Annotated in this window: 20 protein-coding genes; 13 read left to right on the top strand and 7 right to left on the bottom strand. The window is 46.1% G+C overall.

The features are described 5' to 3' along the window. Positions 1–47: 47 nt before the first annotated feature. From QUB80_RS03660 to QUB80_RS03685, 6 genes are all read right to left on the bottom strand, one after another. Positions 48–2,717: a TonB-dependent siderophore receptor gene (locus tag QUB80_RS03660; protein WP_289788144.1), complete on the bottom strand. Its 2,670-nt coding sequence runs from the start codon at positions 2,715–2,717 to the stop codon at positions 48–50. Positions 2,718–2,823: 106 nt separating this feature from the next. Next, positions 2,824–3,822, bottom strand: a complete 999-nt coding sequence (locus QUB80_RS03665; protein WP_289788145.1) for a helix-turn-helix transcriptional regulator — start codon at positions 3,820–3,822, stop codon at positions 2,824–2,826. A gap of 44 nt (positions 3,823–3,866) precedes the next feature. After that, a complete protein-coding gene (locus QUB80_RS03670; RefSeq protein WP_289788146.1) occupies positions 3,867–4,067 on the bottom strand; it encodes a hypothetical protein in 201 nt (66 codons plus the stop codon). A 397-nt stretch (positions 4,068–4,464) separates the two neighbouring features. Next, complete coding sequence (locus tag QUB80_RS03675; RefSeq protein ID WP_289788147.1) at positions 4,465–5,418, bottom strand: iron-siderophore ABC transporter substrate-binding protein; 954 nt, start codon at positions 5,416–5,418, stop codon at positions 4,465–4,467. A 13-nt stretch (positions 5,419–5,431) separates the two neighbouring features. Further along, positions 5,432–8,098, bottom strand: a complete 2,667-nt coding sequence (locus QUB80_RS03680; protein WP_502875278.1) for a TonB-dependent siderophore receptor — start codon at positions 8,096–8,098, stop codon at positions 5,432–5,434. Positions 8,099–8,229: 131 nt separating this feature from the next. After that, a complete protein-coding gene (locus QUB80_RS03685; RefSeq protein ID WP_289788149.1) occupies positions 8,230–9,234 on the bottom strand; it encodes an AraC family transcriptional regulator in 1,005 nt (334 codons plus the stop codon). Between the two features lie 199 nt (positions 9,235–9,433). Here QUB80_RS03685 and QUB80_RS03690 point away from each other — a divergent pair, with 199 nt between their 5' ends. Together QUB80_RS03690 and QUB80_RS03695 are read left to right on the top strand one after the other, a co-directional pair. After that, on the top strand, positions 9,434–9,943 hold the full coding sequence (locus QUB80_RS03690; protein ID WP_289788150.1) for a MarR family winged helix-turn-helix transcriptional regulator: 510 nt from the start codon (positions 9,434–9,436) through the stop codon (positions 9,941–9,943). 102 nt (positions 9,944–10,045) lie between these two features. Then, complete coding sequence (locus QUB80_RS03695; protein ID WP_289788151.1) at positions 10,046–10,585, top strand: hypothetical protein; 540 nt, start codon at positions 10,046–10,048, stop codon at positions 10,583–10,585. A gap of 85 nt (positions 10,586–10,670) precedes the next feature. Here QUB80_RS03695 and QUB80_RS03700 read toward each other — a convergent pair whose 3' ends face one another. Continuing rightward, on the bottom strand, positions 10,671–11,048 hold the full coding sequence (locus QUB80_RS03700) for a FliH/SctL family protein (protein ID WP_289788152.1): 378 nt from the start codon (positions 11,046–11,048) through the stop codon (positions 10,671–10,673). Between the two features lie 291 nt (positions 11,049–11,339). Here QUB80_RS03700 and QUB80_RS03705 point away from each other — a divergent pair, with 291 nt between their 5' ends. The 11 genes from QUB80_RS03705 to QUB80_RS03755 all read left to right on the top strand — a co-directional run bounded on the left by QUB80_RS03705 (position 11,340) and on the right by QUB80_RS03755 (position 24,449). Beyond that, positions 11,340–11,765: a hypothetical protein gene (locus QUB80_RS03705; RefSeq protein ID WP_289788153.1), complete on the top strand. Its 426-nt coding sequence runs from the start codon at positions 11,340–11,342 to the stop codon at positions 11,763–11,765. 383 nt (positions 11,766–12,148) lie between these two features. Next, positions 12,149–12,949: a response regulator transcription factor gene (locus QUB80_RS03710; RefSeq protein ID WP_289788154.1), complete on the top strand. Its 801-nt coding sequence runs from the start codon at positions 12,149–12,151 to the stop codon at positions 12,947–12,949. Beyond that, on the top strand, positions 12,946–14,358 hold the full coding sequence (locus QUB80_RS03715) for a sensor histidine kinase (protein WP_289788155.1): 1,413 nt from the start codon (positions 12,946–12,948) through the stop codon (positions 14,356–14,358). Before QUB80_RS03710 ends, QUB80_RS03715 begins: the two co-directional genes overlap by 4 nt. A gap of 261 nt (positions 14,359–14,619) precedes the next feature. Continuing rightward, positions 14,620–17,172 (top strand): glycosyltransferase, encoded by a 2,553-nt coding sequence (locus QUB80_RS03720; protein ID WP_289788156.1) that lies wholly within the window; start codon positions 14,620–14,622, stop codon positions 17,170–17,172. After that, positions 17,172–18,935 carry an ABC transporter ATP-binding protein gene (locus QUB80_RS03725; RefSeq protein WP_289788157.1) on the top strand — a complete coding sequence of 588 codons (1,764 nt, stop codon included), beginning with the start codon at positions 17,172–17,174 and terminating at the stop codon, positions 18,933–18,935. The genes QUB80_RS03720 and QUB80_RS03725 overlap by 1 nt, the downstream gene beginning before the upstream one ends. Then, positions 18,932–19,969, top strand: a complete 1,038-nt coding sequence (locus tag QUB80_RS03730; protein ID WP_289788158.1) for a phosphotransferase — start codon at positions 18,932–18,934, stop codon at positions 19,967–19,969. Before QUB80_RS03725 ends, QUB80_RS03730 begins: the two co-directional genes overlap by 4 nt. Beyond that, positions 19,911–20,939 (top strand): glycosyltransferase family 4 protein, encoded by a 1,029-nt coding sequence (locus tag QUB80_RS03735; protein ID WP_289788159.1) that lies wholly within the window; start codon positions 19,911–19,913, stop codon positions 20,937–20,939. The genes QUB80_RS03730 and QUB80_RS03735 overlap by 59 nt, the downstream gene beginning before the upstream one ends. Then, positions 20,936–22,099 carry a hypothetical protein gene (locus tag QUB80_RS03740; RefSeq protein WP_289788160.1) on the top strand — a complete coding sequence of 388 codons (1,164 nt, stop codon included), beginning with the start codon at positions 20,936–20,938 and terminating at the stop codon, positions 22,097–22,099. The genes QUB80_RS03735 and QUB80_RS03740 overlap by 4 nt, the downstream gene beginning before the upstream one ends. Before the next feature lie 9 nt (positions 22,100–22,108). Further along, a complete protein-coding gene (locus QUB80_RS03745) occupies positions 22,109–22,675 on the top strand; it encodes an acyltransferase (protein ID WP_289788161.1) in 567 nt (188 codons plus the stop codon). Then, positions 22,672–23,217, top strand: a complete 546-nt coding sequence (locus tag QUB80_RS03750) for an acyltransferase (RefSeq protein ID WP_289788162.1) — start codon at positions 22,672–22,674, stop codon at positions 23,215–23,217. The genes QUB80_RS03745 and QUB80_RS03750 overlap by 4 nt, the downstream gene beginning before the upstream one ends. Then, entirely contained in the window at positions 23,196–24,449 is a 1,254-nt protein-coding gene (locus QUB80_RS03755; RefSeq protein WP_289788163.1) for an efflux RND transporter periplasmic adaptor subunit, read from the top strand. Before QUB80_RS03750 ends, QUB80_RS03755 begins: the two co-directional genes overlap by 22 nt. Positions 24,450–24,451: the final 2 nt, after the last annotated feature.

A 24,451-nucleotide genomic window follows, 5' to 3' on the forward strand; every position in this document is an offset into this window, starting at 1 on the left:
GTTTGGGGCATGATGTTGAACTGATGCTTAATCTGACTGCCCAAAAGTTAGAATGTCCAACCAATTGAGCCAATGATTGTAAACGGCGCACCCCTCTGAACGAACCTTCCGGCGGAATAGCTGACATAGTCTATATCAAACAAGTTGCGAATGTTAATCGCTGCATTAAACCCATCTCGACGATAGTAAAGTGCTGCATCGGTGCGTAAGTAACTGGGTAGTTCAAATGAATTTGCCAGATCGCCCTGTCGCTCGCCAATATAAAATAATCCTAAACCAAACCCTAAGCCTCTTAAATTGCCTTTCTGAATTTCATAAGTTGTCCAAAGGCTGGCTTGATTAAATGGTACACTCTCCAATTGATTGCCAACAGGAATAGCGTTATCTTTGGTGACTTCTGCATCGGTATAGGCATAAGAGGCAATAATTTTCCAACCGGGCAAAATCTCACCTGCAACATCCAACTCAATTCCTTGACTCCTAACTTCTCCAGTCTGAATAGAGAAGCTAGGATCGTTGGGATCGGGAGTAGTCACATTTGTTTTGGTGATATGATAAGCGGCTAGGGTTGCCGAAAGCTTTCGGTCTAAAAAGTCTGTTTTTACACCAACTTCATATTGAGTTCCCCTGCTTGGTTCAAATCCTCTCCCATCTGGATTTTTTAAATATCCAGGGCTTAGTTTGAAGGAGCGACTGTAGCTAGCGTAGAGAGAAACAGTGTCACTGGGTTGATACACTAAGCCAATCCGGGGGCTGAAGGCACCATTATCTTCTACTTGCTCATCAATATCATTATTTAGTATTTCATACTCAGAAGATACCCAATCATAGCGGCCACCAATTAGTAGCTTCAAGTTATCGCTAAAAGCAATTTGATCTTGAAGGTAGAATCCGTAATTTTTACTCCAATCATCAGCTGCAAAACCTGGTAAATATTCAGGTTTCGGAATATCGTAGTTTGGGTTAAAAATATCTAAATCAGGTACTGTGGTGGCACCATCAGATCGAAATCCACCTTCAAGGTAGTTGACATCAAAGCCTGCTAAAAGTTGGTGAGAAATTGATCCAGTATTAAACTTTCCAAGCAAGTCAATCTGCCCAAAATAGTTGTCTGCATAAGAGCTAGATTCTTCAGCAAATGCGTCTGTTAAAATGCGCTCATCAACGACTGTGCCAAAAATAACTCGATTTAGAACCCTCTGATTCAGAACAATTGCCAGATTATTACGAATTTGCCAATTTTCACTAAATCTGTGGTTTAAAGTGTAGCCAATTCTGTTGGTTGTGATATCTGATAAGACTAAATCAGGATAAGCAGGATAAAAACTTCGAGGTGGTAAGCTGCCATCGCTAAGTAACGGAACTTCAAATTGTGGTGCATCTGCAAAATATCTAACATATTCATAAGATAAATTCAGATCTGTCCGATCTCCTAATTTCAGGGTAATTGAAGGTGCAATTGTAGTTGTATTTGAGTTAAAGAAATCCTGATAACTTCCAGCACCCCGATAGCTGGCGATAAATCTATACAACACATTGCCATCTGTTGTTAATGGGCCAGAAAAGTCGATACTTGGTTGGTAGAAACCATAGTTACCTGCTTCAAATGCGACATTATAAAAAGGTGTACTTAGGGGCTTCTTGGTGACAATATTAATAACTCCACCAGGTTCCTGAGTGCTGAATAGAACTGAGGCTGGGCCTTTAAGTACTTCTACCTGCTCAATTGTCCCAATTGATGACACGGAATAGTAATCATAATCTCGAAAACCGTTTCGTAAACTTCCTGAATCAAATGAATTAAATCCTCTGATGATGTTAGCTCCACCAGGCGCGCCATAATTGCTTGAACCATCAAGAACACCACTAACGGTTTCCACTGCCTCAAACACTGTTTGGGCATTGCGATCGCGCAATACTTCCTGGGGTACAATCTGAATCGACTGGGGGATATCCCGAATCGGTGTATCCGTCAGTGTCGCAGTACTCGCATTCGGCACCCGATATCCATCTTGCTCACCCGTCACCACCAACTCAATCGGTTCATCTTCTTGCTGCGCCGCCGGTTTCTCTAACCCCACCCCTTCCCCTCCCCTTTGTAAGGGGAGGGGTGCTGCAGGTGGGGTGGGGTTTTGTGCCGTTGTCTGTGAAGTTATTCCAAAAACCAGCCCGACATTATCATCAAATAACTCAACTGTGGGCAAAGCTTTCTCACCTATCACTGTCACTCGAACAATATTTGCATCAACATTCGCAACTGTTATCTCGGTAATTCCCGCAATGGGTTTCTCGGAGCGAAAGGTGAAAGCCTCTCCCGATGGTAAACGCAATTGCCCGCCAGATATCTCTGCAATAAAATTATTACCTGTACTGCGATTTGTGACTTGTAGTTGCTCTCCAAGAGTTGTCTGTAAAATCACCTCTACACCTTTGTCTGTGGGATTTGCTTTTACTCCCGTGATTGGTACAACACCCCCCTTCCGTCCCCCCTTGGTAAGGGGGGAAACAGGGGGGTTAGTTGGTGATTGAGAAAGTAAATCTTTGACGCTAGTAGCAGGAAACTCGGTTTCACTGACTCTTTTAATTCTCGTTACAATTGTGTTCTGCTTTTTTCCTAATTCTAATGCTTGCACAGGTTGAGCAAATGTAGCAGTGATGATTCCTACTGTACTCACCACCAACCAAAGATAAACGTTGAGCGATCGCCAACTTTTCATACCACTCCCCACACAATTAACAATATTATTTATTGCGTATATTTCTTAATTGCAATAAACCAGAGTGTAGAAGAGTACAGTTAGCCAAGTCTATCCTCAAACGGCATCACAGTCCCGATACGGACTTTTTACCCAACAAACATTCTCTGGGCGTAATGCCATATCTGCGCTTAAAGGCTGCGGCAAAGTGTCCAAGGTGAGTATAACCCACCAGATTTGCAACCTCGGCAACTGTCATATTAGTTCCGCGCAAAAATTGCTCGGCTTTCTCCATCCGCATCTGAGTGAGATAACCGAATACAGTTGTGCCAAATAACTCTCGAAATCCTCGGCGGAGAGTTCTATCACTCACCCCCACCAATGCAGCTAATTCTATTAACGAGGGAGGATTTTCTAAGCGAGAAAGAATAATTTGTTTAGCGTGATGAATCCGGGCAATGGTATCCGATTTTAATGGTGATGCTTGAGGAAAATCTCCACCTGTAAGGATAGGAGATATTTGTAAAGCGGTTAACTCCAATACTTTCGCTTGTAAATAAATTCGTTTTGTAATTCCTTGATAGGGACAATTAAATATTTGTTGTGTCAAAAATCTCACTGATGGAGTCATTTCTGGATAAATTAGGGTTTGCCAATCATTCTCCTTTGCTAATAACTTTAACTCTGGCGGAATCCCTCCACCTTTACCAGGGAAAAAAGTTGCTAATAAATCGGGGGACATCTCAATATCAATGCCAACCATCCGAAAAGATTGAAAAGACTTTACCTTCATCTTCCGTTGAATTCCACCCCCAGAAATAAACGTATTTTTTTCCCCAATCCATCCACAATCATCATCTTTCATGATCCCAGAAAGCAATACACCAAATTGCAAGGGATGATTTGAACTTGGACGTTTGAGCACATAATCATCGCGTAACTCACAATCAATAATCGTCAGCCAAAGTTCGGGATGTAGTTCAATCTCTTTACGATAGCCACTTCCTAAGAAACTAGGCATTTCTGAATAGGATTCAAACGGTTCTATAAATGAAGGTTGCAGACTATTCTGTGCTGCCTCATCCCAAAGTTCCTCATCTTCGTGTGGTGTGAGTGTGATCGTCATCGCTGGTGCTTGCTAGCTTTAGATTTAATGATACTATTTCTCAATTAAAACTGGAAGACTCCTTTGATGTATTGATAACTGTTGGCTGATTTTAGGTAACGTATAATTAATTTCTGGAATGTATCGCTTGTGCCTGCAGTTCGGAAATTGGTACGAGTTTGGTCGTAAAAGGCTAAAGTTGCATGAATGCGATCGCTTCTGAGATAACTTTGCCTATCGTGCTTATCATTTGGAGTTATACACATACCCTGCCTTTGGTAAGCTACCGTGTATACACAAGTCTATTTTTCTCATTACCACGCTCTGCATGGTGATGAAAATTGGAAGGCTCTACCTGAAAAAGAGGCCAAGCCTCAATCATAGTTTCCCAGGCTGGAGCCTGGGAAAGAGAAAAAATGGGATTTGGGGTGATTAAATCATTTGTGTGTAAACCGTAGCTTTTTAAGGGGGCTAGGGGATCAGGCGAAATATTTAATACTTCTTCAGATATCTTCTTATATCAAGTTCGCATGATTAGTTATGATTACCACCTTGGTGTTACCCCTCCCTAACCCTCCCCTTACCAAGGGGAGGGTACCGTTAGCTGGGTGGGGTGCTTAAAGATTTATAAGTAATTAACTGAACTTGATATTAGACATAGTTTTAGTGTGTGTTGACTAGGTATTTGAAGAGGTCATCAATTACTGCATCAGTTCCCAGCATATTGCTTGCCGCCCATGACATAAAATCAACATAATAAACGTGATTTTCTTGAACAGCCTTAAGGGTTTTCCAAAGTGGCTTTTGTTGTTGTTTTTTAAGAAATTCATTGCCATTAATTGAAAAAGTTGTCACAAATAAAATATCACCATCTGCTTTTTTTAATTCCTCTAGAGAAATAGGAAAAGCTCCATAGGGTGCGTCAACATTCTGTGAGGCTGGACGTTGTAAAAGCACATCACTAATAATTGAGCCAGCATAAGAGTTTTTGGCATCAATGTTTATTTGGTTGCGCCCAATATATATAAAAGATATTTTTTTGTCTTGATAGCGATTACCTAAAGCTTGTTTTAGTTCTTCTATGCGCTGATAATAGTGTTGCCAAAGTGCTTTTTCAGTTTCTTGCTTTCCTAATACTTCAGCCACAAAACTCAGGTGTTTTTCCCAAGTTGAGTAATCAAGTTCACCTAAGACTGTAGGAGCAATTTTGGATAATAAAGGATAAATTGGTTTGAACCAATCTACACCTATAATTAAATCTGGTTTAAGTAGTAATGTTGCTTCTAAATTCGGTTGAGAAAGTCCGATGAGTTTTATTCCCTCTGTTTTTTCTTGAAGGTATGTCAAAGAGTTGTTTTCTATCTGAACTTCGTTGGTAGTACCGATGGGTTTAACACCAAGTGCCAATACATTGCCTAAAGTAGCTAAAGATAAAGTGACAACACGCTGAGGGTTAATAGGAACACAAGTTTTCCCCATTGTATGTTTAACCATGCGACATTGTGCGGCTGGTAATCTAGAGGGAGAGGATATATTTTGGGATGTGTGATGACTATAGGCTGTAACTAAAGTAAATCCGAAAATACCCAATATTAGCCAACGCAAAAAATATCGCATGATTTCTCAATTATTAAAACTGCCAGGAAACTGTTCCTAAAACCGTAAAAGGTTGCCCATAGTTAACACGAGTAGCACTAGATCCATTTTCAAAATAGCTTATGTCAAATAGGTTTCTAAAGTTGAGTCCTACTCTAAATCTATCTCGGTTATAGAAAATAGCTGCATCAGTCCGAAGATAGCTAGGTATATCATAAGTATTGTCCAAATCTCCAGCGCGATCGCCTACAAAAAACAAACCTAAACCAAAGCCTAAACCTTGTAATTCACCCATTTGAATTTCGTAGGTTGTCCATAAGTTAAAAGAATGATACGGGGTATTGGGCAATTGGTTTCCAACTTCAAAAGTATTATCTTCAGTAATGCGGGCATCGGTATAGGCGTAGCCTGCAAAAATATTCCATCCTGGCAAAATTTGACCCGTCAAACTCAGTTCAATACCTTGGCTATTTTGCTCACCAGTTTGGATTTGAAACCCTGGATTATCGGGGTCATCTGTTAAGACATTAGTACGAGTTAAATCATAGAATGCCAGTGTTGCTGAAAGGCGATCGCTTAAATCTGCTTTCACCCCAATCTCATACTGTCTACCGCGTTCTGGCTCAACGTTATTGTCCAGACTGCCGCCAAAAAGAAATACACCGCTGCCAGGAGTAAATGAACTGACATAGCTGGCATACAGCGAAATAGCAGGGATAGGTTGATAAACAATTCCAAACCGAGGGCTAAATGCACTATCAGACAAGTTGCTTTCTGTGTTAGCAGAGAAATCTTCCGATTTTTGATCAAAAGCATCAAATCTCACACCCAGTAGCACCTTGAAGTTATCTGTCAATGAAATTTGATCTTGCAAATAAATTCCTAATGAGTTGGTGAGTGTTGTGTTAATAAATTCATCACCAAGCTCACCTGGTAATTGACCGTAAACAGGATTGAAGATATCAAGTGGTGCAGCCGTAGCACTTCTAAAACTTGGCACTTTGTTCTCATAACTATTCAAATCAACCCCAAATAGTAGTTGATGCCCAATTGAACCAGTAGAAAACTTGCCAACAACATTTGTACTTAGATTATAAGACGTGCTTTCAAAGTCGAATTCTCGGTAGGAACGATTCAGGGTACGGCTATCTGCTTGCAATGCTCCGGGAAGCGTTCTTTTGTCACTGTAATCACGAAAATTGTAGAGAAAAGCACTACGTAATGACCAATTATCGCTAAATTTGTGTTCTAGTTGGTATCCCAGCCTTGTCAATGATGCGTTTATTTCATCGGATGGTTCACCAACGTTGCGATGACGGGGAATTTTACCATTGGGGTTAGATAGTACAGAGCCAACGACGGGTACGAAAGGTGTGAATCCAGAATCTCTTGTATAGATATAGTCTCCGTCTAAAGTCAAGTTAGTTCTTTCACTGATCGCCACACTGACGACAGGTGATATATTGAAGTGTTCACTATTGTAGAAATCAATAAAACTACCTGAATTTCTGTAGGCTGTATTGAAGCGATACAATACAGTTTTTGAGTCATTTAACGGCCCTGATAAGTCAATTGCACCCCTGTAGAAACTGTAGTTACCAACAGTTGCATCAATAGCATAAAAAGGTTCACTCAAAGGACGTTTAGTAATTATGTTGATGCTTCCACCTGGATTACCTAAACCAAATAACACAGACGCAGGCCCTTTGAGAACTTCGACTCGCTCAACACTGGAAAGTTCAACCACTTCCCCAGCCCCCGCGTCAACTTGTCCATTTCTGAGCAAGTTATTATTCAATGCCTCAAATCCACGAATTCTATAAGTAAGGGAAGGGCCAGAATTAAAATCTTGAGTGACACCGGGAACATTTCTGAGCGCATCATCTAAGCGGTTAATTTGTTGATCGCGCAAAACTTGTTGTGGTACTACCTGAATCGATTGAGGAATGTCACGCAAAGGTGTATCAGTTCTTGTTCCCGTTGTCGACTCTTGTACGCGATACCCATTTTGCTCTCCCGTCACCACCAACTCAATCGGCTCATCTTCCTGGGCTGTTGGTTCCTCTGGTTGTGGTAACCCCTCCCCTTCTCCTCCCCTTACCAAGGGGAGGGGTGCCGTAGGCGGGGTGGGGTTTTGCGTTGCTGTTGCAGCAGAAGTAATCTCAAAAACCAGCCCTACATTGTCATCAAATAACTCAACCGTTGGCAAAGCTTTCTCACCTACCACTGTCACGCGAACAGTATTTATATCAACATTTGTAACTACTATCTCAGTAATATCCGTAAGCGGTTTTTCTGAGCGAAATGTGAAAGCATCGCCCGATGGTAAACGCAACTGTGCGTTAGGAATATCAGCAATAAAATTATTACCCGTACTGCGATTTATGACTTGCAGTTGTTGCCCTTGATCTGTTTCTAAAATTACCTCCACACCCTTGTCGGTAGGATTGGCTTTCACTCCTGTGATTTGGATGAGTGCGGGTGCTGGGGTATTTGGCTGTTGAGCAAACAAATCTTCCACACGCTTAGAAACCTTCTCTAAATCTCTGACTCGACGGATGGGGATTTGCCTCTGTTGTAATCGTGCTGGTGTGGCAACAGTTGACGGCTCTGTGCGTTGGCATTCCGCGCCGCAGGTATCGCTTGCAACCACACTAGCATTCTCTGCCCATACCGCTTGTACACCCAGAACACAAAACATACTTGTTAGAAAAAGCGATCGCTGCCACAAATTCAACACTGCTCACACCAAAGTTGATATTAATTGTCAACAAACTTACTTAATTTCTTGGTGTGATTTGAAGACTTTTTTATCGCTAGAGGGATTTTTTTTTATCGCTGGAAGGATTTTTTCTGCTGCATTTGATATTGCTTTGGACAAAGACCAAATTTTTTCTTAAAGGCTGTGGCAAAGTAGCTATGGCTAACAAACCCAACCATGTTAGAAATTTCTGACACTTTCAAATCTCCAGTTTCTAGGAGTTCACGGGCTTGTTCTAGGCGATAGTGATGTAAATAATTAAAAGCGGTTGTGCCAAATACCTGACGAAATCCCTGTTTAAGCAAATAATCGTTTAAACCCACTGCCCTTGACAGTTCCATAAACGAAGGCGGATTATTCAATCGTTTTAGCAAAATATCTCTGGCATGGTAAATTCTTTCTACTACATCTGGCTTCAAAGTGTGTAGGTGGTTATTACCATCCTTTATTTCTATCTCCTGTGCAACCAACAGCCCCATTAACTCTAAAGCTTTACCTTCCAAATACAGGCGCTTGGCAATTCCCTGATAAGGACACTGGATAATTTGCTTTGCAACAGTTCGCATTGCAGGTGTTGCAGTTCCACAACGGCAGTAATACGTTTGATGAGATTGCCGAATCCACGGTTGCAGTGCCTGGGGTAATTGTCCTTCTGAATTGGCAGCAAAAGAATATAGTAGTTGAGGCTGCATATAGATACTTATCTCCAGAAAGGAGTTTTGATCTGAACAATAACTGGTTTGCTTTGGATCTAGTCCACTCCCCAGGAAACTATATTCACCTCCGCTAACAGTTCTGTATTTATCATGATGCTCCCCAGAAAAATGAAAGTGATACTCTAACAACTCATGTTCCTGTTCTGGCTGTATGATGACCATGCGAGTGCGCATTTGTACATTGCCAACGATCAACTCCAAGCCTTGACGCAACTCGATTCTTCGCCAGTAACCTTGTCCCAGTCGGCGCGGATATTTGTATACTACGTCCAACTTATCATCTGGATCTGGGTGTTGGGAAGGTTCCACCATCTCATGAAATAGTTCATCAAAGGCTTGCTGGGAAAGGGTGATTGTCATAGCGATCGCTTGAGAGAGATCAAAATTTTAACTCTTAATAAGAAATTATCTTATTAAAATTAGTTGGTTTGGGTGTTGGCGAAGTCTCTCTGGAGGAGAATTGCTTCTGTGGTTTATGAGTCTTTTTAAGAATTGCTCTCGTCTATTAATCTTTTAAGTTAACTTATAGTTAGTCAGCTAATTAAAATGATTCAAGACTGTGGTTACGTTACGCCCCTTTGTCAATCGCCAAGCTTTAGAACAACTTGCCAATATTTTTCCAGAATTAGATCTAGCTTCTGTAGAGAGTTGTCTAGCTTTTCTTGCTACTACTATTGATGTTTATGCAGCTTTAGACGTTCACTTTGCTCGCTATGGTCTTTCGATGGGAAAATTTACTTTACTAATGCAGTTGTTTGTCGTTGACGAAAAGGGGTTAACACCATCCGAATGTGCAGAACGTGCAGGTGTAACAAGAGCAACTATCACGGGACTTTTAGATGGATTAGAACGAGATGGATTAGTTAAACGTCAGCCTTACCCAGATGATCGGCGGATGTTGAGCGTGCAATTAACGGACAAAGGACGGCAACTACTGTCTCAAATGTTACCAGATCATTTTTGCCGTACCACTGGTTTAATGGCGAATCTGACTGACAAAGAGAAAAAGACGTTGATTGAACTATTGGCGAAGTTAAAGTCTGGAACTCCTGCAATGCTTGAACCGTAACTAAATTAGCTTATTTATTGCCAAAGAGTCTAGCTTATTGTAAATTTTAATTAGGTACCTAACTATAAGCCAACTAATTATAACTAGCAAAATAAAATCACTATGAACAAGCTAAGTGTCAAGCAAAAAAATTGGTTGCTGTCCTTTCATGTTGCCTTTGGAGGAATTTGGTTTGGAACAGCTTTATGTATGATTGCGATCGCTTTAAGCAACCGCAACACTCTCAACGGAGATGAGTTGTATGCGATCAACTCAGTTTTAAAACTGCTAGATGACTTTGTGATTATCCCTGCTGCTAATCTGGCATTATTAACAGGTGGGCTGCTCTGCTGGTTGACAATTTGGGGGTTTTTCAAACACTACTGGGTAATTGTGAAGTGGGTGGCGACTGTAACACTCATTGTTTTTGGTACATTGTGGCTGGGGCCGTGGACAAATGCAATGACTGCCATTTCAGACGTACAAAGGTTACAAGCATTGCAAAATCCATTGTATGTGTTTGACCAAAAAGCAATACTTGTGGGTGCAGTAATTCAGACATCGTGCCTTTTAGCCATCATTGCTATTTCAGTAATCAAGCCCTGGGGTAGACGGAACGTAAAAAAAGAGGAGCAAAAAGAAGCAATTGCCTCTAGTAGTTAGATGGACATAATTAAACTTAAAACTTCTGCCTTTGATTTAATTAGGAGCAGGATAGTTTTCTTCCTACTCCTACCTAAAAGAACAATCAAAACCAACCACAGTCTGTTCTAGTGTATGGCTTGTACACATTAGGAACGATTTGTTTTTGCCCAGCAAATTCCCTTCCGTAAAACCCATCATCAAAACCACGGGCAAATTCACCTCCGGCAGTACGGGGTTTATAAGCCTTTCCTTGTTTAGCTCTCTGACTTCCTTGACGGTAACCATCAGCGTAGGCTTGAGGATGATAGGCAGGATCTTCATCAACAAACCATTGAGTAACTGGATAGCAGGATCTCAATGGGTACAGAGGATATGGGCGATAATAATGGTAACGCCTATGAGCTTGGGCTGGTTGATTGCCCAGAAGTAATCCAGTAGTAGTAGCTAAAGCTACTACACTAGCCATAATAATTTTTTTCATAAAATTAGCCTCCAGAGTTCACCAACTCTAGATGCTTTTAAGATATCGTTCAGAAAATATAAACGACATCACCTGAAAGGGTGAGCGATCGATCGCTTCCGTTGCCATAGCTCAACAGAAATCATAGTGATCGCCTGTGAAAATTATGAAAAGAACTATGAGTTTCACGATTGGCTTTTTAACTACAAGCCTGCTCAGGAAATAGTCTACCCTAGTTAGAGAAAATGATTGTAGAGAGTTGCATTTATATCAACTCTCAAAACCTCCGCAAAAGTCGCAGGAGATAATACCGTGAGTAGTCTGGGCAAAAAAAGATTAGAAGTTGCTTTAGTGATCGCCACTTGCGCGATCGGTAGTGGTGGTGCTTCAGCAGCGCCAACCCCTGGGATTGAAGTTCCAAAACAGGTAGTTTTAACTGCTTCTGATATTGCCATGTACACCTCGATCTGGAAAATCTATTTTCAAGAGGATTTATCCGACAAGAATGTCATGGAAATGCTAGCAGAATTAGGTTTAGTAACCGCAGCCGCAGCAGGTACGGCCTATGTCGTTTCTAAAGTTAGCACAGCTGTATTATGTGAAATTACGGACTGGCTTGGGCCAATGGGATGGGTGGTAGGAGCAGCGATCGCAGGTTCCTTAACAGGTTTATTTGGAGCTGCTTGGGCAGTATATTGCGATTATCTTTTCTGTCAAAAACAGCCTCAGCCTATTTAATAGTACTTCAAAACAGTAAATATTAAGTAGCTTTCTTTTGTCACTTTGGGAAGAGAAAGGTAGTGGCGTGACACGACTTTTTTGGTGACTAAAATGATGGAATAAATGGTTTTGTGGTGCGGGCTAGAAGCCCGCTACGAGGACAGGCTAGAAGCCAATCCCACAAAAAATTTTCTAATGCACCAATTTAGCTGTGTCAGTCCACAACAAGGAATCTTATATTCGGATTAGGTAACATGGAGGAAACTATACTCGGCTTGTTTAGTGGGCTTTGAAACCCAGAGCTTACAGCTAATTGTTTGTTTCGGGTTAATTAAATCAACTGTGATGAACGCAGACACACAAATTGTATTAACCAGAATCTCTAGCTAATCCCTGTCCAAATGATGAATAACTCAGGTGCATCAAATCATTCACAACTAAAGTATTTACATTTATCAGAACCAGAAGTAAGCAGTCAACCGATTCGAGTATTAATTGTAGACGATGAACAGTCAATTATTGACTTGATTGAGCTAGGTTTGCGCTACGAAGGATTTGAAGTGCGATCAGTACAGAGTGGTTATGCTGGCATTGAGATGGTTAACGCCTGGTCTCCACAGCTTGTAATTTTAGATGGAAATTTGCCCGATTTAGATGGTTTTAGTGTCTGTCACTGTATCCGCCAGCATAATGACGTACTAATTATTATGCTCACAGTACGCGACGAGTTGACGGATAAAATTAGGGGTTTAGAACTTGGTGCTGATGATTATCTTACCAAACCCTTTCATTTTTCCGAATTACTCGCTCGGATTCGTGCCGCTTTGCGACGACATCTAGCTCCAACAAGCAACATATTAACTGTGGGAACGATCACACTGAATGCTGATACGCGAGAAGTCTGGCGTGCGGGTATACCTGTGGAACTGACTCGAAAAGAGTTTAACCTACTGCACCTACTCATGCTGCATCCTGATCGCGTGTTAGAGCGTCAAACGATTCTTGATCGCGTCTGGGGCTATGACTATTACGGTGACACGACGGTAATCGAAGTTTACATTAGCAATTTACGGAACAAGCTAGATCGAGAGCCACCTGGTTTAATTCGAACTGTACGTGGTATCGGCTATATGTTAAAAGTCCCGTCTACAAGTAATTCGAGTACAGTTGCTATTCATTCAGACAACCAAACCAGCTTATGAAACTGCGCTGGCGCTTAACGCTAAGTACTCTGGCGTTGGTTGCTCCTTTGCTATTGTTCTTGCTGACTCATGACTACTACAACTTGCGTAACTTTTTGATTGAGCGCGAGAGTATCCGTCTGCGAGCACAGGCAAAGCCGATTATTGATGCAGAATTATTAAATCAGACAGTCAATGATGAAAAACTTCGATCACTTGCCAACCAACTTGCCATAGATCTCACCTCAATTGACACAGGAGCGTTAATTGTTGATCGCTACGGGCGAGTAATTGGTCGCCACAATAGTACAATTGGCGAACCAGCACCGCCTGAGTTACCTAAAGATTGGTACGCGCCAGCTTTAGCAGGCAAATTGGAGCAAAACTACATTATCAATGATAGACATGGTCACAATATCCTGGTGGCGCTTGTACCAATTCCTCCCCGCCAAGCACCGCGAGGTGTAGTGGTGCTAAGTACTTCGCTAGAGAGCAGCTACCGATTGGTACGCCAACACTTGCTTTCGACGATTTTATCTTGCCTGATTTTGTTGGCGATCGCGACTGTGGCAATCTTTTTCATGGTACGCACCAACCTGCGCCCACTGGAGTCCATGACTGCTGTTGCTGATCGGATTGCCCAGGGCGATTTGTCACAACGGAGCGACCTAAAACCAGGTACAAATGAAATTGGTCGGTTAGCTCGCTCGTTTGATGAGATGGTTGAGCGGCTGCAAAGCGCCCTAGCAGTCAAAACGCAATCGGAAGACAGATTACGTCAGTTTTTGGCGGATGTATCACACGAGATCCGCACACCACTGACAGTAATTGGCGGCTATGCCGATCTCCTGCTGCGAGGAGTAGCAACAACTCCTGAAGAAAACACGCGCTTGCTGCGGACGATGCGCCGCGAACTCAACCGTACCGAGCGGCTAGTCAGAGATCTATTATTACTGGTACGAAGTGATCGCTCGGCAACTTTTGATCTGCAAGCTGTCGAGCTATCGGAGTTATGTACTGAGGTTGCCGCCCAGTTTCGCCTGATGATGGGGCAGCGCGTTTTTCAGACGACTATTGCCAAGAAAGTCGTGGTGCGGGGCGATCCAGATCGGCTCGAACAAGTCTTGTCAAACATTTTGGATAATGCCATCCGCCATACTCCCGAAGGGACACGCATCGATCTGCGGCTCAAAGTCGTTGGAGATATGGCATGGATTGAAATTGCGGATACAGGACGGGGCATTCCGAGCGATCTCCTCCAACACATCTTTGAACGCTTTCATAGCGGGCAGCAGCGAGGCACGGGACTAGGTTTGGCAATTGCCAAAGCGATCGTGGAAGCCCACGGTGGTATAATTGTGGCGTTTAATCAGCCAATGGGCGGTGCGTGTTTCAGAGTTGAGCTACCGTTGCATTCGGGAAATAAATAAGGGAACAGGAAAAGAATATAGCGATTTTATTCATGTTGAACAATGGCTAAATGTTTATGAGTAGGTTCTATTGTTCCATGATCAACAAGAGCCAGAGGCTCTTAATTCTCTTTACCAGATTGAAAGAGGACACACCGGAGGTGGGGACAAGGAGCAGGAGTAAAGAAAACCTTAAGCCAATTTGAAGGTAGATTTAAGGTTTTCTCAAGGTTTGACTCATAACCTAGTTATTTAGGGTTTATTTGCCAACTGATTTTCCTTATGCGGTTCGAGAAGGTAACAAACAGCATACCTGCTCAACTGGCAACCTCTCCTGGTTACTCAAGCTCATCAGGTGTCGCAGCACCAATAGTGCGACCACAAGTTCGGGGTAAATTTATTTTTGTGGGGAGTGAAAAGCTCTACATCCGAGGTGTGACCTACGGTACGTTTCACCCAGATGCAGCAGGCAATTTATATCCCAGTCCCGATATCGTCGCTGACGATTTTGCTGCTATGGTAACGAATAAGATTAACGCGGTGCGGACTTACACTGTACCGCCGCTTTGGTTGCTCGATCTAGCAGCAAAGTACGGTCTTTGGGTAATGATAGGACTGCCGTGGGAGCAGCATATTGCGTTTTTAGACGACCGAAAACGGGTGCGATCGCTCGAACAGCGTATTCGTGCTAGCGTACGTAGTTGTGCGGGGCATCCAGCCCTATTATGTTACGCGATCGGCAACGAAATTCCGGCTGGAATCGTGCGTTGGTACAGTCGTCACCGCGTCGAGCAATTTTTAGAGCGCCTGTATGAGATTGTTAAACGCGAAGATCCCGATAGCTTGACTACCTACGTCAATTATCCGACTACAGAGTATTTACAACTGCGGTTTGTTGACTTTGTTTGTTTCAATGTCTACCTGGAGCAACAGAGTCGTTTGGCTGCTTATATTGCTCGCTTGCAAAATCTGGCAGGCGATCGCCCCTTACTAATTGCGGAGCTAGGCTTGGACAGCCGCCGCAATGGTAAACAAAAGCAGGCAGAAATCCTCGATTGGCAGATCCGCACGACTTTTGGATCGGGCTGTGCGGGGGCGTTTGTTTTTGCTTGGACGGATGAATGGTATCGAGGTGGCTACGACATTGAGGACTGGGATTTTGGACTCACCGACCGTCAGCGCCGCCCTAAACCTGCTTTGACTGCTGTGCGTCAGGCATTTGCACAAGTGCCGTTGCCAGCAGATTTGTCCTTTCCCAAGATTTCGGTGGTGGTGTGCAGCTACAACGGCTCCCGCACAATTCGCGAATGTCTGGCAAGGCTGGCAGAACTGGAGTATCCACGCTATGAAACTATTGTGGTTGATGATGGCTCCACAGATAAAACAGCAGCGATCGCCAGCGAGTACGATGTCCGGCTGATCCGCATTCCTCAGGGCGGCTTGAGCAATGCCCGTAACGTGGGAATGCAAGCAGCACAAGGGGATATTATAGCATACATTGACGACGATGCCTATCCCGATCCGCATTGGTTAACTTATCTGGCTATCACTTTTATGCAAACCTCCCATGCAGGGGTGGGCGGCCCCAATTTGCCCCCACCAGAAGATGGTTGGGTAGCCCAGTGTGTCGCCAATGCGCCAGGAGGCCCATCTCACGTCCTCCTTTCTGACCAAGAGGCGGAGCATATTCCTGGTTGTAATATGGCATTTCGCAAATCTTGCCTGGAGGCGATCGCTGGGTTCGATCCTCAGTTTCGGACGGCGGGTGATGACGTTGACATTTGCTGGCGATTGCAAAACCAAGGCTGGACGATTGGATTTAGTCCGGCAGCTGTGGTTTGGCATCATCGCCGCAACTCAGTTTGGCGTTACTGGAAACAACAACAGGGCTATGGTAAAGCCGAAGCTCTCCTAGAGCAGAAATGGCCTGATAAATATAACATCCTGGGACATCTGACCTGGTCGGGACGCATCTACGGGCCGAGTGTCATGTACGCCCTGAGCGTGCAGGAGCGGGTATTCTACGGCATTTGGGGTTCGGCGCTGTTTCAATCTATTTATCAGCCAGTACCAGGGATGCTAAGAACATTGCTGTTGATGCCGGAATGGTATCTGGTTGTATTGGCATTAGTGGGATTGAGCTTGCTGGGGTTTTTCTGGACTCCTTTGTGGTTAGTATTGCCCCTTACTGTGGTTGCAGTGGTGGTAACGCTAGTGCAAGCTGGGCGCTGTGCCGCACGCGCCACGTTCCCCAGTCAGCCGAAATCCCGGTGCGATCGCTGGCGGCGTTATAGCTTGACTGCAGTGCTTTATCTACTGCAACCCTTGGCTCGTCTCAAAGGGCGGTTCCGCTACGGATTGCAACCTTGGCGCTGGTATGGGATGGCGAATTTAGTGCTGCCCATACAAAGAATATCAACACTTTGGAGTACAAGTTGGCGTGCGCCTGAAGGATGGCTGACTGCAATTGAGACGGCGATCCAATCTGCCGGACACCGCATTCAGCGTGGCGGTAACTTTGATCGTTGGGATTTGGAAGTACCAGGTGGGTTGTTTGGTAGTACTCGCCTGTTGATGGCAATTGAAGAACACGGCGGCGGACAACAGTTGGTACGGTTGCGGACTTGGTCGAGGTGGTCGAGACTCGGTTGGATGCTGGTTTTACTGTTTGTCGGACTTACTGTCGGAGCGTCGCTCGATCAAGTTTGGAGTGCAGTTGCTAAGTTGGGGGCGATCGCATTGTTGTTGCTGGTGCGATCACTTTACGAGTGTGCGGTTGCCTCCGCTGTTGTTTTAGAGGCGATCGAACAGGTGAAGACAGTTGGAGGCGAATAGTGGGAGCAATTCCTGAGAGCAACCGCAAGCTCTATCGGCGAATCTGGCGCGAGGTGCAACCGTTTCGCTGGCATCTGGGAGCGATGTTGCTTTTGAGTTTATTATCAATTCCGTTCACGCTCCTGCAACCGCTACCAGTGGCGATCATTGTTGATAGTGTTTTGGGTGCGCAGCCATTGCCTTACTTTTTGCAAGTTATTCTCCCCGCAGCAATAACTGGCTCAAACCAGGCAGTCTTGATTTTCGCCGTAGTTTTGTCGGTAGCGATCGTCGTCGGCGGCAAGCTGTTGGGGCTAGGGCGATCGATGCTGCAAACCTATACGGGTGCAAAGCTAGTTTTAAATTTTCGGGCGCGGCTGTTTCGCCACGCTCAAAAGCTATCGCTTTCCTATCACGACTCCAAGGGAACCCACGACACTAACTATCGGGTACAACACGATGCGCCCGCGCTGCAATGGATTGCGGTTGACGGTGTGATTCCCCTCGTCACCTCCGCCGCCACTTTCTTCAGTATGCTCTATGTCAGCGCTCGCATTCACCTACAACTTGCTATGATTGCGCTGCTGATTTCGCCTTTGTTGTACTTCCTCTCGCGGCTGTACGGACAAAGGTTGCGCCAGCAGTGGCGGGGAGCCAAAAAGCTGGAAAGTGCTGCCTTCTCAGTGGTTCAGGAAGTATTGGCAGCAATGCGCGTCGTCAAGGCATTTGCACAAGAAGATAGAGAACAGCATCGCTTTGTCCGCCGCGCCCAGGATGCGTTGTGGGCGAAACTGCGGCTCAATTTTATCGAGGGCAGTTTGGGCGTGCTGATTGCCTTAACTACAGCAGTAGGTACGGCAGCAGTGCTGTATGTGGGAGTGCGGCTGGTGCAAAGTCAAGAGCTATCTTTGGGGAATCTACTGCTAGTGCTGGGCTACCTGTCACAGTTGTACAAACCGCTCGAATCGATGAGTAAGAATGTCGCCAGCTTGCAAGGGTCTTTGATCGGTGCAGAGCGTGCCTTTACTTTACTCAATCAAGCACCAGATGTCTTGGAAAAAACCGACGCCAAACCGTTGCAGCGAGCCAAGGGTGCAGTAGTCTTCGAGCGCGTCTCATTTAGCTATGACGGCGACACCCAAGTGCTGCATCAGATTAGCTTTAGCATTCCCCCTGGGGCGCGAGTAGGAATTGCCGGCACGACGGGAGCGGGGAAAACAACCCTCGTCAGTTTGCTGACTCGCTTTTACGATCCAACAGCAGGGCGGATTTTGTTGGATGGGGTAGATTTGCGGGACTACAAGCTGCAAGATTTACGCAATCAATTTGCCATCATGCTGCAAGAACCCGTACTATTTTCCACCAGTATTGCGGAAAATATCGCCTATGCCCGTCCGGGGGCAAGTCATGGGGAGATTGTCGCCGCCGCCCAGGCAGCAAACGCCCATCAGTTTATTTTGGATTTGCCCCACGGTTACGAGACGCGGGTGGGAGAACGGGGAATGCGGCTTTCCGGGGGCGAACGACAGCGAATTTCCCTTGCCAGGGCGTTTCTTAAGGATGCACCAATATTGATTTTGGACGAACCAACCAGTTCGGTTGATGTCAAAACTGAAGCTGCAATTATGGAGGCAATGGAGCGACTGATGGACAAACGCACGACTTTGACGATCGCCCATCGACTCAGTACCTTGGAAAACTGCGATCTGCGGTTGGCAATCGAGCACGGACACTTGGTTAATCTGACTCACAATCCCACCGCAACGCAGGAGCGATCGCAATGAGTGCAACCCAAATCGACGAAAATTTACTTGCTCCCACGGCTATACTGGAACAGGGGTTGAGTCGCTATTTGGGGCGAGCGCTACAAATTGTGGCGATTCAGTCTCAGCCGCTCTACAGTTTCAGCACTCATCCGATCGAACGGTTGACAGTGACGTTGGATGACAATCAGCAGTTGAGTGTCATTTTCAAACAGTTGCAACTCAAATGCGATCGCCACATCCGCCATTGCGGTAAAGAAGTCTGGATCTACGAACGATTGCTTGCCAATCGGCATCTCGGTACACCTGCATTGTACGCCTCGCTCTACGACGAATCGAACCATCGCTACTGGCTGTTTTTGGAAGATGTGGGCGAATGGAAGTTGGAATACTGCGATGTCGAGGAATGGTTCGCTGCTTTTCGCTGGCTGGCGCGGATGCACGCCACCTACTACCGTCGAGATGCGCAGTTGCGCGAGTTCGATTGTTTAGTTGAACACAAAGCCGTTTTTTATCGTTATCTGGCTGAGATGGCGCGTCAAAGCATACAAGAGTATCAACCGCAGGCGATCGCTCGTTTCGACTCTCTCATGTCGCGATTGGATGAATTAATTGCGGAGTTGGAAGAACAACCGCACACGCTGGTACATGGCGATATGTCCTGCCATAACCTGATCGTTCAGCCGGAAGTAGGTATTCGACCGATTGATTGGGAATGGGCAGCAATTGGCGTACCAGCGTGGGATGTGGTGAGGTTATTAGCAGGCTGGGGAGCAGAGAAGCCGCGCTTGCTTGCCGTTTACCTGGATGAGTTTGCCCGACACGCCCCTCCACTTGATCGCCCCAGTTTCGACCGGACGCTGGCTGGTTGCGAAATTCTCAAAACACTGTGGTATCTGCGCTGGTGCCTCGCACCCCGTCGGAATACTGCGTGTGTCGAAGATTTACTTGACAAAATTGCCGACCGTTGGTACTGGCTAGATAAGGAGGAAAACCATGAGCGATCGCTTACGAATTGCCTTGGTATCACCGATCGCCCTTCCGACTCGACCTGACATCGGTAGTTCAATCGAACAAATCGTGTCTTTGCTGGCAGCAGAATTGACGCAGCGAGGACACGATGTGACGCTATTTGCTACGGGGGATTCCCAAACTGCTGCGACACTGCACGCTGTCTACCCCCGTGGCTACAAGGAAGACTCGATGTTGTGGACTTACTACGAGTTCCACGAAATTATGCACGTAGCAGATGTCTTCGAGCAAGCAGATCGCTTTGACATCATTCACAGCCACGCCTACCATCACGCCCTGCCATTCACTCGATTGGTACACACACCCGTTGTCCACACTTACCATATCAACCCTACGAAAGATATTATTCGCTGTTACAGTCGCTATCCTGAAACCCAAGTTGTCGCAGTCTCCCAGTATCACCGCAGCAAGTTTGCCGCCCTTGATCGCGTCCCCGTTATTTACAACGGTGTTGACATCGATGCTTTTCCCTTTCAAGCTAAAAGTGGCGATTACCTGGTCTTTTTGGGACACTTAACTCACCAAAAAGGAGCTTTAGAAGCAATTCAAATCGCGCAGCAGGTGGGAATGCGGCTGGTGATGGCAGGACAGGCAGGGGATTACTTCCATACGGAAGTCAAACCTTGGGTAGACGGCAAGCAAGTGGAATATATTGGATTTGTCGGCGTGCCAGAACGGAACAAACTACTAGCAGAAGCGGCGGCGCTACTGTTTCCCATCAATGCCTCTGAAGCCTTCGGTCTAGTCATGGTGGAAGCAATGGCCTGTGGAACACCCGTTGCTGCCATCAATCGCTGTGCGGTTGCCGAGATTGTGGAACCAGGGGTAACGGGATATTACGCCGCCGACGTCGATACACTGGCTGCACTCATCCCCGATACACTAGCTTTAGATCGCCACCGCGTCCGAGGAGCGATCGCCCGTTTTGACTACCGCCGCATGGTAGATGACTACGAATCGCTCTATCGTCAAGTGCTGGAGGTGCGGCGATGAAAGCGATCGTTACTGGTATGATTGTTACCAGCCCTGTAGGCGGTGTGGCTTGGGATTACGGACAGTACGCGCTAGGGTTAGAACAACTGGGATTTGAGGTGTACTATCTGGAAGATCCTGGTATCCCTTCCTACAGCTACAACCCAGAAACGGGAATGTATGAAGAAGATCCCAGTTATGGAATTGAATTTCTGGTGCGATCGCTCGCCCTGCTTTCTCCCACACTGGCACAACGCTGGCACTATCGCGCTGTCGATGGGCAAACCTACGGGTTAGATGCCGCGACGATGGCAGAGGTAGCGGCGGAAGCAGCTTTGTTACTCAACGTTTCTGGCGGTAGTTTGCTGCGGGATGAATACCTGCACTGTGCCAACAAAATATTAATCGACACCGATCCAGGCTGGAATCACTTTGTGATTTTTCCCCAATGGGACAAGCAGCCAATTGAGCAGCAGCGTTGGGGTTGGCGCGCTCACGATCGCTTTTTTACTTACGCCCTGCGCCTGGGGCAAGCAGATTGTCCGTTGCCGACATTTGGCATTCCTTGGCAACCGACGCGCCCCCCAGTTGTCTTAGATTGTTGGCATCCTCAACCGCCCGCCCAGCAATGGACAACGGTCATGACTTGGAATCATTATCAGCAGCCGATTATTCACAATGGTGTCAAATACGGCTCCAAAGAGTTAGAGTTCGAGCGGATTGAGGCACTTCCCGCACGCTTGCCAGCATCCTTCGAGGTGACGATCAATGTCAATGGTGAAGCACCCCTAGAGCGCTGGCGATCGCTAGGCTGGTCGGTAGTCGATGCTACAGCCACCTCCGCTGCCGCTGCCACTTACCGCACATATATAGAACAGTCTCGCGGGGAGTTCGGAGTGGCAAAAAACGTTTATGTTGCTACTCGTTGCGGCTGGTTTAGTTGCCGTTCGGTCTGCTATTTAGCAGCTGGTCGCCCTGTAGTAGTACAGGATACGGGGTTTACTAAGTATATTCCCACAGAACTGGGGCTGTTGGCATTTACTGACCTTAATCAGGCAGTAGAGGCGATCGCGATGGTTGAAGGGGACTACAACAGCCACCAGCAGGCAGCACGGGAATTGGCGCGAACTTGGTTTGACTCCCGCTTGGTACTGGGGGAGATTTTGGAACAAATTGAGTAGGAGGTCTAGATGGACACCCGCGAGTTTACGGGAGAGTGGGACTACAGCACCTTGCCTGATAATATTTGGATCGAGCCTGGTTGCTATCTGGAGCGGAAAGAGAGTTTTCAGCCGTTTCGCAGTCAACAAAATCCGGGTTTAATTCTGGGCAAAAACGTACAAGTTTATACTTGGACGGTGTTCTCGGTAGAGCCAGAAGGCAAAATTGTCGTTGGAAATGATTCTACCCTCGTCGGGGCGGTATTTTGGTGCGCGGAATCGATTACGGTCGGCAGGCGCGTCCTGATTTCCTACAATGTGACGATCGCCGATAGCGACTTCCATCCCCGCGATCCAGATTTGCGGCGACTAGATGCGATCGCGATTGCCCCAAATGGCGATCACACCCAGCGCCCGCCCTTAGTGACAGAGCCGGTAGTAATTGCAGATGACGTCCAAATCGGTATTGGCGCAATTATCCTCAAAGGCGTGCAAATTGCGGCGGGGGCGCGGATTGGAGCAGGGTCGGTTGTTACTTCTAACGTGCCTGCTGGGGCGTTTATGGCGGGCAATCCTGCTAGAGAGGTGAGGCGATGAGTTCGCTGTGGCTATCCCACGACTGGTTTGGGCGATCGCTGCCGCCCAATGTATCAATTGGCGATCGCAGTTGGTTGCACAGCGCTTATGTATTTCTGCACTATCGCAGTCAACGCCCCTGTGGTCTCCGTGTTGGCAATAATACGGGTATATATATTGACACTTTCTTCGACCTTGGCCCTTGTGGTGAGGTCGAAATTGGCGATTACTGCACGATTGCCGGAGCAATTATTGCTACTAATAACCGCGTCACGATTGGTAATTACGTGTTGATTTCCCGCGAAGTGGTGATTGCAGATACTTTCGCTGCTACGCCTGCTCAACCGTCCGAGCCACTCACTAGTATAGCGATCGGCAACGATGTTTGGATTGGTATGCGGGCAGTCTTGTTGCAGGGTGCTTGGATTGGGGATGGTGCAATTGTCGGTGCAGGTGCGGTAGTTGATTTTACAGTACCAGCCAATGCAATCGTGGCTGGGAATCCAGCTCGCATTGTTGGGAGCAGCAAAGGAGGAAGGCGATGCTCGGTAAGGGCAACGTAAAAATCGGCAAATTTAAATTCAACAGTCAATGGCTGGTTGGCGCAGTTATACTGGCTGTGATTGGGGTGGGCGGTTGGCAAATTTCCAATCTTGTCTTGAACCGAGAAGAACCAGTGGCAGTCCGCTTGCTCCCAGTCAAGCGAGGTACTGTAGAATCCACAATCAACGAAAGTGGTGTAGTGGAACTGCGCGATCAGCAAATTCTCACCTCGCCCACAGAAGGAGCGGTGGAAAGAGTCTTGGTACAACCTGGCGATCGCATTCAAGCTGGACAAACGCTGATTACTCTGCGCTACCCAGAGCGACAAACAGCCCTCGCCAATCAGGAGGTAAAAATTCAACAGCAGCGACGAATTTTAGAACGTCACCGCCTGCAAATTGCTGAAGCAAAAGAGCAAATTCGAGCAGATGAATTAAAACTCCGTCCTTTGGTTGCTGGGGCAAAAGAGGGGGCGATCTCGCGAGTACAAGTCTACGAACAAGAAGATAAACTCCGCGAGACACGGGCTAAATTGCGCGATGCCCAAGCAGATGCGCGTACTGCTGCCCTCGAACTAGAGGCACTCCAGTTGGAACGCAAACGGATTCAGCAAGAAGTGCAAGACTCGATTGTGACTGCACCAATTGATGGTGTTGTGCTAGGGGTTAATGTCAAAAATGGAGATGGAGTTGAATTCCGCACAAATCTACTTACTGTCGGCGATCCCAGGCAAGTCTTGGTGAAACTTCAACTTTCCACCCTCAACGCTACCCAAGTCCGCCCGAACCAATTGGCTCGTGTTAGGGCAATTGGTAGCGATCGCCAGACATTTACAGGTAGAATTCAAAGTTTGTATCCTCAAGCAGTGAAGGCAGAGGAAGCAGAACCATCGGGCGGCTCGCAAAAAACGAGCAAGTCGAGCAGCTCGGAGCAACCAGCAGTGCCAGCGATCGTGCTGCTAGATACTCCCACTCGCACGCTGATTCCAGGTAGCCGCGTCAATGTCGAGATCCTGCTCAAACAACGGCAAAACGTAGTCGTATTGCCGACTGAAGCCATTCAACGCGAGGAGTCTGAACCATTTGTTTGGGTGCGAGACAGCCAAGGCAACGCCCAAAAACGCTTGGTGAAACTGGGATTGGAAGGGTTAACAAACGTTGAAGTCACCTCTGGCTTAGACTTAGGCGATCGCGTAATTATACCAACCTCCGAGTCCGATTTAGAGCCAGGAACACCTGTAGTTGCTCAGTAGAG

This window comes from Chlorogloeopsis sp. ULAP01, from assembly GCF_030381805.1.
Classification (GTDB): Bacteria; Cyanobacteriota; Cyanobacteriia; order Cyanobacteriales; family Nostocaceae; genus Chlorogloeopsis.